Genomic DNA, 16,321 nt, shown 5'->3' with positions numbered 1-16,321 from the left:
GTTTGCAATTCTAGAAGCAGTTGAGCCGCTCCTAACTAAGCGGCTCAACTCTAAATTACGCAACAACGAAGTTGACTAACTTCCCAGGTACGACGATCACTTTTTTAATCTCCTTGCCTTCGATATAGCGTTTTGCAATCTCAGAATCACGGGCGAATTGTTCTAAAGCAGCTTTGTCGTCTGCGATCGCAGTTGCGGCTTCGATTGTTCCGCGCGTTTTGCCTAAGATTTGAATCACGATCGTTTTCTCATCGGCAACTAAAGCACCCGGATCAACGATCGGGAAAGATTGAGTGTGAATCGAATCAGAATGACCAATCGATCGCCATAACTCTTCAGCCATATGAGGTGCAAAAGGAGCTAACAAGCGCAATAAAGCGTCAATTCCTTCTGCATAAACTGGAGAATCTTTTTGAGCACAATCGCTTAAGGCATTGCTCAATTTCATCAATTCAGAAACAGCCGTATTGAATTGATACTCACCTTGCAAATCTTCGGTGATTTCTTTGATTGCAGTGTGAATCGATCGACGTAAATCTTTCTCTGCTTTAGATAAATCTCTAGCAGGTTTTTGATTTAGCTTCGAGTCTGCTACCAATCTCCAGACACGATTGAGGAATCGATATTGTCCCTCAACGTCTGCATCTTCCCACTCCAAATCTTTCTCAGGGGGAGCTTTGAACAAGATAAACATCCGAGCTGTATCAGCTCCATACTTGTTCACGACATCGCCCGGAGCAACGCCGTTGTGCTTCGACTTCGACATTTTCTCGAAAACAATTTCTAGTTTCTCTCCCGTAATCGGATCAACTGGATTCGTCGGATCTTTGATATCCGCCGGGATTACATACTTTCCAGTGGTCGGATTCTTGTAGGTTCTGCCTTGAACCATGCCTTGCGTCAGTAACCGCTCAAACGGCTCATCAAAGTTGAGTAATCCGCGATCGCGCAGCACTTTCGTAAAGAACCGCGAATACAACAAGTGTAAGATCGCATGTTCAATCCCGCCTACATATTGATCAACGGGCATCCAATCATTGGTAATCGCTTTGTCAAATACAGCTTGATCATTGTTCGCATCGGGATAGCGCAAGAAATACCACGATGAATCGATAAAGGTATCCATCGTGTCCGTTTCCCGCTTCGCAGGAGTGCCACAGCTAGGACAAGGAACATTTAACCAGGATTCGATCTGAGTCAGAGGCGATCCACCTTTACCGGAAAATTCCACATCTTCAGGCAATTTCACAGGCAGATCCGCATCGGGAACCGGAACGGCTCCACAGTTTGGACAGTGAATAATCGGAATCGGTGCGCCCCAGTATCTTTGACGCGAGATCAACCAATCTCTTAACCGATAGTTCGATGTGCCTTTACCTTTTTGGTGAGCTTCTAAAAACGCGATCGCTTTTTCGACACTCTGACCTTTACCTTTACCTGCGGGTACACCATTTAGCTCACCTGAATTCACCATTACACCTTCGCCTGGATAGGCTTCAGTCATGGTTGAACTATCCAAAGTTTGATCAGCAGGTTGTACGACCACATGAATCGGCAAATTGAACTTTTTCGCAAACTCAAAATCGCGCTGGTCATGGGCTGGAACTGCCATAATTGCCCCTGTTCCATAGTCCATCAGCACATAGTCTGCAATCCAAATCGGAATCTTCTGATCATTGACTGGATTGATCGCATAGCTTCCCGTCCAAACACCAGTCTTTTCTTGACCTTCAGCCGTTCGATCTAAATCACTTTTTGCAGCAGCAGCTTCCTGATATTGCTTAATTGCTTTTGATTGCTCTGGAGTCGTTAATTTCTCAACTAACGGATGCTCAGGAGACAAGACCATGAAAGAAGCACCCCACAAGGTATCCGGGCGAGTCGTAAATACTACAATCTCGTCGCCTGCTTCCGTTGTGAAAGTAACTTGTGCGCCAGTAGACTTGCCGATCCAGTTTGCCTGCATCAACTTCACGCGATCGGGCCAGCCTTTCAACTTGTCCAGATCAACTAACAATTGTTCGGCATAGTCGGTGATTTTCAAGAACCACTGCCGCAACAATTTCCGCTCGACTTTCGCACCCGATCGCCAAGATCTTCCATCCGCATCGACCTGCTCATTCGCCAAAACGGTTTGGTCGATCGGATCCCAATTCACCGTTGCTTCTTTCTGATAAGCCAAGCCTGCCTTGAAGAATTCCAAGAAAATCCACTGTGTCCAGCGATAATAATCCGGCGAGCAGGTTGCTAATTCTTTTGACCAATCGAAAGAAATGCCTAATTGCTTCAACTGGTCACGCATCTGATCAATGTTCTGATACGTCCAATTTGCGGGTGCGACATTTCGCTCGATCGCTGCATTTTCCGCAGGCAATCCAAAGGCATCCCATCCCATCGGATTCAAGACGCGATAGCCCTGCATCCGTTTCAAACGGGCGATTACATCGACGATCGTATAGACGCGCACATGCCCCATGTGAAGATTGCCGGATGGGTAAGGAAACATCGACAGAGCGTAGAATTTCGGCTTGTCGCTCTGTTCTGGGGTCTGATCTAGATTCGTCTCTGACCAGACTTTTTGCCACTTTTCCTCAATTTCGGCGGGGGTGTAACGGGACTCCACGAATGCGTCTCCTAGCAATGTTAAAACCTTGTGCCTACTTATTCTAGTTGACGAGATCCCGTCTGTAGCTAGAATAGTTGTAGTATATTCTGTATTATATGGATACGACAAGACGAGTCAAAATCAGTAAATATTTGAGTAAACATTTGCGACATACGCCGGAGCGTCTTGGAATTACGCTGGCTCCGGGAGGTTGGGTCGAAGTTGAAACGTTACTCAACGCTTGTGCTGCGGCTCGGTTTTCGATCACTCGCGCTGAACTGGCTCAGGTTGTTGCACTGTGCGATAAACAGCGTTTCGCGTTTGATGAAACTCGAACTCGAATTCGGGCAAATCAGGGACATAGCACGATCGTAGATTTGAAATTAGAACCCCGAATCCCGCCGGATATCCTTTATCACGGCACAGCAGAATCTTCAATCGAATCAATTCTGCAATCTGGCTTGCTCAAGATGAATCGTCATCATGTGCATTTGTCGGAATCGATCGAGACTGCGAACAAAGTCGGAATGCGGCACGGTCATCCTGTCGTTTTGAGTGTTAATACGATCGCGATGCAGCAAGCTGGCTTTACGTTTTATCGTTCAGAAAATGGGGTTTGGTTAGTCGATCGAGTTCCGCCTGAATTTTTGAGTAGGCTTTGTCTCGATCGATAACTTGATATCGAGATGAGATTGGAGAAAAGTTGACCGCAGATACTTTTCTCCGCAATTAACAGTGGGGTGCAGCGGCGGCAGGCAACCTTAAAATCCACACGAGCAGCTTTTGTCCGCCCGCTGCCATACAGTGTGTATGCGATAAACATTGACCGCTTATCTAGGATTGTCACCAATTTTCGGTCTGTAAACCAGGAATCCCATCAAACTCTCGTGGAGTTCACCCTGGTAGGACTCAAACGCTGGAAAATCAAGGCTTCCTTTGTAGAACAAGATAGGCTCCGACCACTAAGAAGTTAAAACAGATGGTAGTTGAATTATCTGACGTAAGGCTTGCAGGATCAAGGTGTGCAATGGAACATTAGATTGCTCTGCTTGACGGAGCAGATCTTACTCAACATCAGACGGAAGGTCTATTGTGGCTTGCATAATGTAACCTCTTTAATTTGTCTTTTTCTCTAGATTTTGCTCAGTCTTAGGAGACTCGTTTTGATGAAACAAGAATTTCTTGATTTCTTCGTTAAATACTCCACTAGCGGCTATAGAAATTATTGCCACTGCAACAGTTACAGCTATTGAAAGCCAAAATTTCCAATCGAATTCTTTCTTAGAGTTAGAAGGATTAATGCTCCCGTCGCCTGTATTGACAATTCCACTAATCTCAGATCCTGTAATATGAATGCTCTTATCAACTTTAGGTTCATCTTCCATTTTCTTTGTTCTCTGATTTATTGCGTTAAGCTGATTGGACAAATCTGAGTTTGAGGGTTCTTGACTAATTACAAACTGAAGAAACTCTTCTGGTGTCAGGGATTGCCAAGTTTTACGGCGCATACTTGCTTGAGTATCAATTAGAGTTTTGCCAAGCCAGGTGATATTTGGCAATTCTTGGATAATACGTTGCATTTCAGCACATGCTTCTAGGGTTCCTCGTTCTTTTAGTTGTGATAGAACGCTATCCCTTATACTTGCGATGCCGTCTCTAGCTGTTACAGAGTAAGCCATTATCTCATTACCGTGATCAGGATCTTCATCGTAAGGATATTCATGCACTAGCCAAATATATAATTCAGCTAATTGTGCTTCAGTTAAATTTAGTTGAATGCCCTGTGAGTAACGATAAGCAACTAATTCAAGAACTTCCCGTCCAAACGATAAATCTCGCTGAATGAGTGTCCAGATGAATGACCAACTAGATGGATCTGAATTTTCAACCAGCACTCTAGCAGCAATCAGAGCTTTTTCACGTTCATTCTCAGCTGATGGTAGTGGAAAGGTAATCAAAGATTTGGCAAATTCTCCAGCTTCAATTAATCCTTGCTTTAGGAGTTCTTCAAGCAGTTGCCCAATACATTTGGATTTGAGTGATGAATCTTTAGCTTTTTCTAACAAAGTCAACTTTAAATTCTTATCCCAACACTTATCAAGGCGATCGATCACAAATAGGTAGCCATGTTCCTGATTCTCTTTATTAATCAGTACTATCAGGGTCTTAATAAATTCTTTAGGAGCATTTAGATAAGCGTATTTAACTAGTTCCAAGTAGGAATCTTCATGATGATTACTGCTTGGAGCAGCAACAATGACAGGTGCCCATCTTTGCCATATTTCAGATGGAAGATTTTGAAAGAAATCAGAGTTTTCTTTCAAAATTAGCTGTAAAGCTTTACAGCTTTCTAGAGCAAGTCGTTTGAAAGTGTTCGTTCCTATCGAGCCATAGTCTATATCATCTTGTTGCTGAACATACTTCTTTGCACCTTCAATGATTCTTCTTCGAGTAGCTTCGTCTGCCTCTTGCCATCCAGGAAGCTGAGTGAGATCTAATTCAAATTCATGATCATAGCGATGGCTCTCAGGCTTCAAAGTCATTGTCATGCTAAGCTGCCACCATGTAGATAAATCTCCAGCTTCTAACTTATTCAAGCATTGAAGCACTCTTTCCTTAGGCGGTAGCTCTACAGGTAAATTATCCTGTTGATCATAACTTTGCCATACTTGCTCCTGTAGATAAGCCGTATAAATCCTAACAGCTTCCGCTGAATCTAAATCTATTGCCTTAGTCCAGCATGAAAACTCATTATATAGAATTGCGCTTATTTGACTAACTTCAAGAATCACTTTTGCTTCCTTAGCCATTAATTCTGGATATCGAAAGATTCTCCTGATTAAAGCTGCCCAGATTTTTTGCTCTTGTTCAGAATCAGCTTTTTCAATACAACCAAGCATCCATACGATATCTTCTGGTATTACAATACTTCTAGCCAGAGCACTAAGCCAAGAAAGTAGATTTCCTTCTATTTCTGAGATTATTAGAACTGTTTGCTTAATTAGCTTACGTCGCTTTTCGCTGTCATGCAAAAGTGATGCCGTAAATTGCTGTTCTAACTTACTATCATCAGTAATAATTTTCTGATGTTTTTCCCACTGAACTAGAGCTACCTTGATGAAACCTTCTGTTACTCTAGGCAGATCAAAATATTCCCATGCTTTCAAAAGGATTTTATTCCCCAAATTCTCAAACGGATGTCCAAAACATCTGATACCTTGCTTCACCAGCCAATCAAGTGCAAGAACTAAATCATTTGGCTGAAGTTTTGGGACAAGTTCATATTCAGTAAAGATATGGTATGAACCAATTAGATTCCTTTTCTTGGGGCGAGTCAGAGAACTGAAAAGCTCTGTTGCAGTCAAATGATCTGACCAGATGGCTCTCAAAGCATATCCTTTAAGTCGATCGTCTTCATCTTCCGGAAGTTGCTCAATAGCCAAAGGCTTCAGTTTTGATCTTGTATCTGCATCGCCAATAAAACAAATAGCTTTTGCTGCGCTCACTCTCAAATAAATTGATTGTGTTGAGTCAAGAGCGAGTTCGGCTAACTCATACTGAAGCTCAGAGACTTCGCAAACTTCAGCAATGTCGATCGCTAAATCTCGTGCATCAACTTGGTTACTGGAATTACAGATATAGGTACATAATTGCTCAACTAATCCAGGATGCTTGAGCTTTGCGTAGTGACGATAGTTATTTCCACCTCTATCAAATAGTTTCCCTTCTTCATACTGTGTTAGTAAGCTATTTACAAGTGACACTCTAACCCCTGCATCGGTCGGCACATCACCCTGCAAAAGAACGTCCGGATCAGTTTTAATGATTTCTTGAAGAACATCTGGTCTCATGCTGGCTAGCCATGCAGCCGTTTCATGAAGCTGAGGGACTAGCTTATGATCTAGATCTTCGGATGAAAAGATTAATTTCGTTATCTGCTCTAGCGGTATTTCGCGTTGTGTCAAATACCAAGCAGCTAGAAATTCAGCATAGGTTTGGTGTGCCCATCCCATTCGATGTAATCCACGGGATGAGAACAAACCAGTATCTAAAACTTCTTTAATTGCTTTCTTAGTAATCTCAAATTGCCCTCCATTTGCTTTTTCGCTACTGAAACATAACTTTTGAAGAAGAATATCTTCAGCGGGTACATTTCCCTGATCAACACCAGTCCATATAGCAAATCGGTTGGCAAATGTTATAACAGCGGCAATTCGAGCTGCAACAACTAGACGTTGCTCACTATCAAATTTGCCTGAGCGGTCTGAAGCATGACGACTTTCATTCGCTTCCTCACAGAGAAGCTTACATCCCTCAAGATAAAGTTCATGGAGTTTCTGTTCTGGAGAGAATTGACCGTTATGGCGGCGGTATGTATTTAACAGAAACTTTAGAGTAATTGGTTTAATTGCCAGCGGTATAACATCCTTCTGATCGATTTCCTTGAGGAAATCATCAGCAGAAAAACCCTCAGCTTTCGCGGCTTCGATAACGTCTATACGGCGAAGCGGGGCTAGTTCATAAATTGCAAAGTTAGCTTCTTTCCAAAGATCTTTCAGCCCTTCTTCTAAAATTTCTGGGAATACAAACGTTCGACATGCTAAACGGAGATGAAGACGCTTGATATGATTCTGATATTTTGGTTTCTTAAGCTCATCAATTAAGCCTGCTGCCAGAGATGGGATGCTCAACAGCCCTTCATCAAGACTATCTAGGAACAAATAGAGACGATAACTATCTCCTAACCAATCGGTAAGGATTTCATCTTTAAACAGATCCTCCTTTAAGTTATTACAGGAACGTAGATTAAGATCTAAGACTTTCCTGGAATCGCAACTTTTCTTTTTTGTAAGAGCTTTGAGATTCTCTAGTTCCTGAGATTTACCGATACCTGGTTCTCCTAATAAAACCAGACATGGAACATCAACGATTGCCTCTAAACTAACCACATCTGGATTACATGCCTTGCCCCATTCTGCATCTGGATCATACAAATAACCACCATCAGTCAGATTTATGCTACCCAATCGAGGGCACCAAAACCGTTTCCACTTATAATCTTTTTTCGACATGCTAAGCAGCGATGAGGGCATAACTCTTTCTCAAGGATAACCTCCTCCAAAGGTTTTGATTCCCTTACCTACTGATTCAAAGAATAGGTTTGACAAGTTGCCCCTAAGAGATACATCCAACAGATTGTCTTCAAAGACGACTCAGACGACCTAACCGACAGCCTCAGCAGATTGTATAGAGCTTCGTCCGTATACTAGCCTTGCTGCTGAAGCCAGTTTCTATTCCTTCAGCAAGTTTTTAGTATCCGAGGTTAAGTGAGAGCGATATCCCTTTCCCTTCAAGTCATTCGACGATACGCTAACACGCTCATCGATAATCTAAATCGTCATTCACCTCAGTTCGATCGTCATTCACCTCAGCCAGATAAAACGGCAATCAAGCCGTATACGTTGCACCAAGACCGAGCGCACTTAATCCTTTGCGATATGCGATCGACGTTTGATCCGCCCGAATATGAGATTCAGCCCTCAGTTCAAGGGGCAAATCTTCAGGATATTGAGCTTCGACCACTTCTTGATCTTCTGCGAAGACTTGATAGTTAAATTCGTACACCGGTTCAAGAGACATCTCTTTATCGAAGTTCCGGCAAATCGGGCAAAAGATGCGAGTTTTTCGGGCTGAAACGGGAGACGCAGCATTCAAAATACAAAGCCGTCCTTCATTCGGAAATAGCACCGTCAACCGCGCCGTAAAAGGTAAAAAGACTTCAAAAATTCGCATCCACTGAAAATCTGCCGGGGCGCGATCTTGCATCGCTTTAGGAAAATTGCTGACATTGCTCAAATACTCAGCCCGTAATCCCGTTGGCGTTTTTGTCACTTCATAGTGCGGCACAATCGGATTACTGCGATCGCCAAACGATTTCTGATGTACCCAAGCAAAGTGAGCCACATCCAGAAATCCTTCCATCTGCCGTCCAGCCGCAGCATTAAGATCAACCGCTTCAGGTAAAATTTGCTGATAATCCGAATCGTCCCACTCGTGAAAATCAGGCAGGGGATGATCGCCCCCACCCAGCGAAGTCCAGACTAAACCGTAAGCCTCGATCGCCGGATAAGTCTTCAAACAAAGTTTTGCAGGAATTGAAGCATTTGGATCGGCTGGAACCAAAACACAGCGCCCGTCTGTTGAATAATGAAACCCATGATATTTGCAGATTAAATGATCGCCTTCCACAAAGCCCATACTGAGCGGAATGCCGCGATGCAAGCAAATATCATTTGCAACTGAAACGCCTGCTGAGGTTCGCCATACCACCAACCTTTGATCTAAAAGCTTTGCAGCAATCGGCTGATCCGTGACCTCTCGACTAAATGCGATCGGATACCAAAATGGAGCCAACGCATCCCAATCCGAAGGTGCAAAGGTGCAATCTTTCGGATAAACAGTCGATCGAATCGTGCTGACCATTCGCCCCATCCTGAAGTTCAAACTATCTAAATGGAATCGTAGCAAGCACACCCAATCGCGTTGTGTCTTGTACTACGAAACTCCATTTAGATCGATTGAGCGAGCTTCTCAGGACATTAAAATCCCATTGCCTTCGCAAGCACTCCCAGGCTCACAGAAAATTCTTTCCTGCGATGCCAACATCCGATAAGCATGGAGAATTTCTTCATCCGTCACGCATTAAAACTGCCTTGGCTGGAGTCTCGAACCGCGATCGCTTTATGCCAATTCACCAGATTCCCAATCCGAATCGCAGTTGCCAAGGTTTCTGGAGATAACTTGACTTCGTGAATCGCAGGGAAGATGTTAGACCATCGCAACAGGAATCTCAATGACAAACTCTGTGCCTTGTCCGAGTTCGGAGTCAAACTCAATCTTTCCACCATGTTTCTCAACGATGATTTGTCGCACGATCGCTAATCCTAAACCCGTCCCTTTACCCACGCCTTTCGTCGTGAACAGGTTATCAAAAACCTTATGCTTGATATCCTGCGACATCCCAATTCCATTATCTTGAATCTTGATGATTGCCGATTGCTGATCAGCCGATAGCTGCGTTGTAATTGTGATGCGGTTTGGCTGTTCCTGGATTTCTAAAAAACCTTTCCCTTGATTGGAGTCATCCAGAGCATCGATCGCGTTGGCTAGCAAGTTCATGAAAACCTGATTGAGTTGTCCTGGAAAGCAGAGAATGGGAGGTATTTCCCCATAGTTCTGGGTAATCTGAATCGCTGGACGCTGGTCATTTGCCTTTAAGCGATGTTTGAGAATGAGTAATGTACTCTCCAGCCCTTCGTGCAATTGAAAAGGAACTTGATGTTCTGTATCAGACCGAGAGAAAGTTCTGAGGCTGATGCTAATGCTAGCAATTCGTTTGATACCCTCTTGCATGGATTGCAAGAGTTTTGGCAAGTCTTCTCGTAGATAGTCTAAATCGATAATGTCAATTTTCCCTTTGATCGCTTGACCTGGATGGGGAATTGCTTCCTGGTATAAATCGAGTAACTCAAATAATTCCTTCACATACTCTTTAGCAGGTTGTAGATTCCCTGACAGGAACCCAACAGGATTATTGATTTCATGAGCGATACCTGCGATCAAATTGCCCAAAGCCGACATTTTTTCCCGCTGGATGAGTTGCAGTTGGGATTGTTGCAATTGCTCTAGGGCTGCTGTGAGTTCAATCGTCTGCAACTCCAGTTTTTGATTCAATTCTTGTAAAGCAATTTCAGCCTGCTTGCGCTCTGTAATGTCTTGGTAGGTGCCCAGAATCCCGATGATTCGACCATGACCATCATGTAGAGGAGCTTTATTCGTTTCCAGCCACGTCTGCTTACCTTCACTATTAAACTGAGGTTCAGTAATGCCCAACTCAGCTTTACCTGATAGCATGACCCGACGATCGCATTCTCGATAAAACTCTGTTTCTTCCCTTTTCCAAGGCAGGTCAAAATCTGTTTTGCCGATAATCTCTTCAGGAGAATTCAGCCCAGCATCATCTGCAAAATTTTGGTTACACCCCAAGTACACTGACTTTCGATCTTTCCAGAAAATCGCTTCAGGCAATGTATCCATCACAAGTTGCAGCATCTGCTGAGAGGCTCTCAAATCAAGCTCGATCTGTTCGCGCTGTTGTTTTTCCTGAGCTTGAGCTTGCTTCAGGGTTTCAATCTCTGCGCGAGCTTGAGTAAGTTCCTGTTCTAAATAAGCAACTGCCTCATTTTGGGCAATAGCTGGTACACCTGCTTTGTCCATCATCTAGTCTCCAGATAGGAATAGACCCTTGAATCTAGAATTCCCTAGCTAGAATGGCTATCTAACTTGATTATTGGACGGAGTGAACAATATTGGGAGGTTCGATCGTCATTCAATTAAGTCAGCACTAGATGAACTTGATTCAGCAAAAATAAAGAGAAGGTTTTCAAGGCTCTCTACGCCCTTTAAACCTTCTCTCAAGCAGAACTTGGTTAAACAGATTGAATCAAGTGATTAAAATCCCATTGCCTTCGCAACTTCCTCCAAACCGGGTTCAATCCCCTGCTTAAAGTTATTCTCGCTGAACTTAATCGCCGAATCTGGATCTTTCAAGCCGTTGCCTGTCAAGACACAAACCACAGTCGCGCCTTCCGGCACTTGATCCTTCACCTTCAGCAATCCAGCGACCGAAGCCGCACTCGCAGGCTCACAGAAAATTCCTTCCTGCGATGCCAACATCCGATAAGCATGGAGAATTTCTTCATCCGTCACCGCATTAAAACTGCCCTGGCTGGAATCTCGAACCGCGATCGCTTTATGCCAATTTGCTGGATTCCCAATCCGAATCGCCGTTGCCAAGGTTTCTGGATGTTTAAATGGCTCACCTGTAACTAATGGAGCCGATCCCGCCGCCTGGAATCCCATCATTTTGGGCAATTTCGACGATCGACCTTCCTGGTGATACTGGTTAAATCCCATCCAGTACGCACTAATATTGCCTGCATTCCCCACAGGAATACATAACCAATCCGGCGCATCGCCCAACACATCAACAACTTCAAACGCCGCAGTTTTCTGCCCTTCTAAGCGATAGGGATTCACCGAATTCACCAGCGTTACCGGATAATTCTGAGACATCTCGCGCACAATTTCTAATGCGCGATCGAAATTCCCTTTAATCGCCAGCACTTCTGCCCCATACAGCAACGCTTGCGCCAACTTACCCAACGCCACATAGCCATCCGGAATCAGCACAAACGCTCGCATACCGCCACGCCGCGCATAAGCCGCCGCCGCTGCTGAGGTATTACCTGTACTCGCACAAATGACCGCTTCCGCGCCTGCTTCCTTCGCTTTCGAGATCGCCATCGTCATGCCACGATCCTTAAAGCTGCCCGTCGGATTCAGACCGTCGTATTTCACAAACACCTGCACCTGCCGACCAATCTCCCGCGCGATCGCAGGAACCGGGATCAATGGCGTATTCCCTTCGTGCAGCGTGATCACGGGCGTTTGATCTGTCACGGGCAAATAGCGACGATAGCCATGAATCAAGCCGCGCCAAGGCTGTACTCTGGGCAATTCTTCGTTCTGAGCGGGGTTTGCGAGAGACAAGCGTAAAGTCACAGGAGTCAAAATGAATCACGATTAGATTTTCAGTTTACTGCGTTTGGTTCATCTCAAAGCAGCGATCGTCAAGGACATTTCGTTACGCTGCCCTCTCTGCCCTCCAAACTCCCGTCCACCTCACTTCATTCCGCTACAAAATTCAACCTTATCCAAAACTTTTGTATCTAATTTTATGTATCTATTTATGTCTGCAATGTGAATAACTCCTGACCGTTTTGCTATGGTAGAATTTCGTCAAATGAAACAAAGGCAAGGATTTTCAGGTAATGTCAGCAACCGCACAAGTTACAGATTCGTCGTTTGACCAGGAAGTGCTTCAGAGTGAAGTCCCAGTTCTCGTAGATTTTTGGGCTCCTTGGTGCGGTCCCTGCCGCATGGTTGCGCCTGTTGTCGATGAGATTGCAGCGCAATACGAAGGCAAGGTCAAAGTCGTTAAACTTAATACCGATGAGAACCCAGGTGTTGCCAGCAGATTTGGAATTCGTAGTATTCCGACGCTGATGATTTTCAAAGGCGGTCAGCGGGTTGATATGGTCGTTGGTGCTGTTCCCAAGACCACCTTATCGAACACTTTAGACAAACACCTCTAAGACCAGTTTCGACAAGTTTCTTGATTCGCCTGGATTCGTCTCATTTGTTAAATTCATTTGTCACAGTGCTGATAACGCCCTAGACTTGAGTGCTAGGGCGTTTTTCAGTGTCGATACGGGCATTCCCAGTGCGCCCTGTCTCGCTAAAATAGAATGCCCCTGTAAGGAAAATCTACATGACTGCTAACCCTTCGGATTTGCCTCAACCTTCTCGATCGATGCTGAATGTCCAGTCTTTACGATCGACGCTCAACGAGCTTCTGGATCATTTGCCCGAGATGCAACATGGTGCGCTGATTGCTCAAGCCCTGGGTCTGATTGCCCGAATTTCTCAGGACGAAATCGATCGCTTAGATTGGAAAATTCTGAATGCGTCGCTTCAGGACATGGAGCGGGCGTTTACCACCTTTTATCCATATCGGCATATCCGAAAAGTTTCGATCTTTGGGTCAGCGCGGATTAAGCCTGGAACGGAAGAGTATGAGCAGGCGAAAGAGTTTGCGAAATGCGTGACTCAGCAAGGGTACATGGTGATCACGGGTGCTGGCGGCGGCATTATGGCAGCCGGAAACGAAGGGGCTGGCATGGACAAGTCATTTGGCTTGAATATTCAATTGCCGTTTGAGCAGGGCGCGAATCATTTTATTCAAGGCGATCCCAAATTAATTCCGTTCAAGTATTTCTTCACGCGCAAGGTCTTTTTCTTGAAAGAAAGTGATGCGTTAGCGTTGTTTCCAGGTGGGTTTGGCACGCAGGATGAAGCGTTTGAATGTTTGACTCTGACGCAGACGGGCAAATCGGCTCCGGTGCCATTGGTGCTGATTGACAAACCGGGTGGACATTATTGGCACGACTGGTCAGAGTACATTCACAAACAGTTGATGAAACGGGGGTTGATCAGTGCCGATGATCCGAGCCTGTATACCATTACTGATGATCTCGATGTAGCTTGTAACGCGATTTCGAGTTTCTATCAGGTGTATCACTCTAGCCGTTATGTCGGCAGCCAGCTAGTGCTGCGCTTGAAGACAGAATTGAGTGATGCAGCAGTTGATGAGTTGAACGATCGCTTTCGGGACATTTTAGTGACGGGCAGAATCGAGAAGACGAAGCCATTGCCACAAGAAGCCCAAGATGAGAGTTATGGCTTACCCCGATTAATTTTGAATTTTAATCAACGAGATTTAGGGCGACTCTATCAATTGATTGCAGCCGTGAATTTCCTAGGCAATCCACCGCCGGAGGTGTCGGCGCATCCAGAGCGTAAGTGATGGGTAGGGAGTGGGGAGTAGGGAGAGTGGGAGCAAAAATTATTTCTAGTCTTCCCCCCACTCCCCACTCCCCACCTCGACTAACTACGAGACCCACACAACTCCTCCACACACAACTCCTCTCTCCGATAGATGATCCAGCACGTCTGAATCCGTTAGATCTCCAGAGGTTACTGTGAGGAAAGAATTCATGCGTCGATCGCTCAAGTTTCTCGGAGTCCTGATTGCACTGTCAGTCGTTACTATTCAACCGACTATTACACAGGCTCAACCTAGCTCAGAGCTGATCAATCCGGCTGTTCCTTATGTTCCAACGCCGGAAGAAGTTGTGATGGGAATGTTGGAATTAGCCAATGTTGGGCGAGAGGACATCGTTTATGACTTAGGTTCAGGCGATGGCAGATTAGTGATTACTGCGGCTCAGAAATTCGGCGCAAAACGAGGAGTCGGAGTTGAGATTAATCCAGGATTAGTCAATCGCAGTAATGCAAATGCAAGAGAAGCAGGCGTAAGCGATCGTGTTCAATTTATTCAGCAAGACCTCTTTCAAACTAATTTTAGTGAAGCCTCAGTCGTCACCTTGTATCTGTTGCCCAAGATCAATTTACAACTGCGACCGAAGCTATTAAGTGACCTCAAACCAGGCAGCCGTGTTGTTTCTCATGCGTTTGCAATGGGAGATTGGACACCGGATAAACGAGTGCTAGTTAACAATCGATCGGCTTATCTTTGGATCATTCCCGCACCTGTGGAAGGAACTTGGACAGGCACACTCTCTAGTGCTTCCGGACAATCTATCCCTTATACATTGCAGATGAAACAAACCTTTCAAAATGCGAGTGCTACCGGGGAAATTGCGGGAACAACAATTAGCCTGCCTCAGATCAAACTTGTAGGAGATCGTTTCACACTCGAACATCGGCAAAAATTTAAGGGTCAAGACATTCAGGTTCGCATCAATGCTCAAGTCGTTCAGAACACGTTAAAGGGAACTGCTGAAGTGTTAGATGGGACTTCAACTCAGACCTTCACACTGAACGGACAGCGAAGTTAATCGTATGGTCTTCTCAAAGCGCCGCACTGATGCTAGCTGGATTGGGATTGTTTTAGCATTCTACTCGTTTATCGCGATCGGAATTGCAGAAGGTGGATTGGGCGTTCTACTGCCTTCGATTTTGAAAACATTTCAACTCAATCCGGCAAGTATCACTTTTTTGTTTCTCAGCCAAATTACAGGCTATGTGATCGCTGCATTGAATAGTGGCGCATTGGTGAGCCATCTCGGTTTAGCTCGCATGATTCTACTGGCAGCCATTTCTCTGACCAGTGCGCTTTCCATTTATGCTTCAACGACTCATTGGAGCATGATGGTCGCATCGGGCACGCTTTTAGGACTCGGAATTGGGCTAATTGATGCTGGTATGAATACGTTCATCGCGAGCAATCAGCAAAATGCGAATCAGATGGGTTTTCTCCATGCGTTCTATGGAATTGGTGCTTTATTAGGACCCGCGATCGCGACAACGCTCCTGGAAGCACAAGTTAATTGGCGCTATGTCTATTTGGTGTTTGCGAGCTTTGCCGGGCTTGTCATTGTTGGAATGATTTGGGCAATTGTGCATCACTATCGCCCTTTAACTCAGAGAATTGAAGCGACTGCATCGGCTCGATCGAATCTTCGCATGATTTTTCGGACTCCGACGATCGTACTTTCGGCACTGCTTCTCGCTGTTTATGTGGGAACAGAAGCCTCGATCGGGAATTGGTCATATACAGTGCAAACGGTCGATCGGGGTACTGTAACTTGGCTTGCAGGCTATAGCGTCAGCGGCTATTGGGCAGGTTTAACACTCGGTCGATTTTCGATGGGTCAGATGGTTCGCTGGTTTGGAGCAATCCGCACGATTATTTATTCACTCGGATTGTTATTGTTCAGTGCGGGGGTTTGGTGGCTTTTTCCAACGCAGCTTTGGAGTTTGTTTGTGATGGGATTTGCTTTGGCGGCAATTTTTCCGACTGTGATCTGGCTCGTTCCGCAGCGCGTGGAAGCTGCATTAGTTCCCTCTGCGATCGGGTTGATGACGAGTACGGCAAGTTTAGGAGCAGCAACCATTCCAACCTTACTCGGCTGGCTTGCCAATCAAACTGGTTTAGGAATTATTCCAATGGTAATCGTTGGATTAGCAGTTTTCATGATTGTTCTGCATCACTGGATCAACCAGTTTTAG

The 16,321-nt window shown here is 45.0% G+C and carries 11 protein-coding genes; 5 read left to right on the top strand and 6 right to left on the bottom strand.

The window, feature by feature from the left end:
- Positions 1-55 precede the first annotated feature (55 nt).
- A complete protein-coding gene (gene leuS / locus J0L70_RS27005) occupies positions 56-2,623 on the bottom strand; it encodes a leucine--tRNA ligase (RefSeq protein WP_287456545.1) in 2,568 nt (855 codons plus the stop codon).
- Positions 2,624-2,721: 98 nt separating this feature from the next.
- Between leuS and J0L70_RS27000 the strand changes: the two genes are divergently transcribed.
- A complete protein-coding gene (locus tag J0L70_RS27000) occupies positions 2,722-3,279 on the top strand; it encodes an RNA 2'-phosphotransferase (protein WP_287456544.1) in 558 nt (185 codons plus the stop codon).
- 441 nt (positions 3,280-3,720) lie between these two features.
- Here J0L70_RS27000 and J0L70_RS26995 read toward each other — a convergent pair whose 3' ends face one another.
- The 5 genes from J0L70_RS26995 to thrC form a co-directional block, all read right to left on the bottom strand.
- Positions 3,721-7,677, bottom strand: a complete 3,957-nt coding sequence (locus tag J0L70_RS26995) for an NACHT domain-containing protein (RefSeq protein WP_287456543.1) — start codon at positions 7,675-7,677, stop codon at positions 3,721-3,723.
- A gap of 376 nt (positions 7,678-8,053) precedes the next feature.
- Positions 8,054-9,088, bottom strand: coding sequence for a Rieske 2Fe-2S domain-containing protein (locus J0L70_RS26990; RefSeq protein WP_287456542.1), 1,035 nt, complete (start codon positions 9,086-9,088; stop codon positions 8,054-8,056).
- Positions 9,089-9,300: 212 nt separating this feature from the next.
- On the bottom strand, positions 9,301-9,447 hold the full coding sequence (locus tag J0L70_RS32035; protein ID WP_316429055.1) for a hypothetical protein: 147 nt from the start codon (positions 9,445-9,447) through the stop codon (positions 9,301-9,303).
- Complete coding sequence (locus tag J0L70_RS26980; RefSeq protein WP_287456541.1) at positions 9,434-10,885, bottom strand: PAS domain-containing sensor histidine kinase; 1,452 nt, start codon at positions 10,883-10,885, stop codon at positions 9,434-9,436. Before J0L70_RS26980 ends, J0L70_RS32035 begins: the two co-directional genes overlap by 14 nt.
- A gap of 231 nt (positions 10,886-11,116) precedes the next feature.
- Positions 11,117-12,229, bottom strand: a complete 1,113-nt coding sequence (gene thrC / locus J0L70_RS26975; protein ID WP_502711034.1) for a threonine synthase — start codon at positions 12,227-12,229, stop codon at positions 11,117-11,119.
- 269 nt (positions 12,230-12,498) lie between these two features.
- On the opposite strand from thrC, the gene trxA reads away from it, so the two are divergent.
- The 4 genes from trxA to J0L70_RS26955 all read left to right on the top strand — a co-directional run bounded on the left by trxA (position 12,499) and on the right by J0L70_RS26955 (position 16,321).
- Positions 12,499-12,822 (top strand): thioredoxin, encoded by a 324-nt coding sequence (gene trxA / locus J0L70_RS26970; protein ID WP_017291454.1) that lies wholly within the window; start codon positions 12,499-12,501, stop codon positions 12,820-12,822.
- Positions 12,823-12,998: 176 nt separating this feature from the next.
- Positions 12,999-14,093: an LOG family protein gene (locus tag J0L70_RS26965; protein ID WP_017291453.1), complete on the top strand. Its 1,095-nt coding sequence runs from the start codon at positions 12,999-13,001 to the stop codon at positions 14,091-14,093.
- A gap of 190 nt (positions 14,094-14,283) precedes the next feature.
- Complete coding sequence (locus J0L70_RS26960) at positions 14,284-15,147, top strand: SAM-dependent methyltransferase (protein ID WP_287456540.1); 864 nt, start codon at positions 14,284-14,286, stop codon at positions 15,145-15,147.
- 4 nt (positions 15,148-15,151) lie between these two features.
- On the top strand, positions 15,152-16,321 hold the full coding sequence (locus J0L70_RS26955; RefSeq protein ID WP_287456539.1) for an MFS transporter: 1,170 nt from the start codon (positions 15,152-15,154) through the stop codon (positions 16,319-16,321).

Source organism: Leptolyngbya sp. UWPOB_LEPTO1 (genome assembly GCF_017302695.1).
GTDB classification, from domain to species: Bacteria; Cyanobacteriota; Cyanobacteriia; order Leptolyngbyales; family Leptolyngbyaceae; genus Leptolyngbya; species Leptolyngbya boryana.
The sequence above is the reverse complement of the archived record's forward strand: the minus strand, read 5'-3'. Positions and strand labels throughout refer to the sequence as shown.

Bases quoted from the DNA above. Each gene is read 5' to 3' on its own strand.
- trxA (WP_017291454.1), top strand. From the start codon at position 12,499: ATGTCAGCAACCGCACAAGTTACAGATTCGTCGTTTGACCAGGAAGTG.
- J0L70_RS26965 (WP_017291453.1), top strand. From the start codon at position 12,999: ATGACTGCTAACCCTTCGGATTTGCCTCAACCTTCTCGATCGATGCTG.
- J0L70_RS26995 (WP_287456543.1), bottom strand. From the start codon at position 7,677: ATGTCGAAAAAAGATTATAAGTGGAAACGGTTTTGGTGCCCTCGATTG.
- J0L70_RS26990 (WP_287456542.1), bottom strand. From the start codon at position 9,088: ATGGTCAGCACGATTCGATCGACTGTTTATCCGAAAGATTGCACCTTT.
- J0L70_RS26960 (WP_287456540.1), top strand. From the start codon at position 14,284: ATGCGTCGATCGCTCAAGTTTCTCGGAGTCCTGATTGCACTGTCAGTC.
- J0L70_RS26980 (WP_287456541.1), bottom strand. From the start codon at position 10,885: ATGATGGACAAAGCAGGTGTACCAGCTATTGCCCAAAATGAGGCAGTT.
- J0L70_RS26955 (WP_287456539.1), top strand. From the start codon at position 15,152: ATGGTCTTCTCAAAGCGCCGCACTGATGCTAGCTGGATTGGGATTGTT.
- J0L70_RS27000 (WP_287456544.1), top strand. From the start codon at position 2,722: ATGGATACGACAAGACGAGTCAAAATCAGTAAATATTTGAGTAAACAT.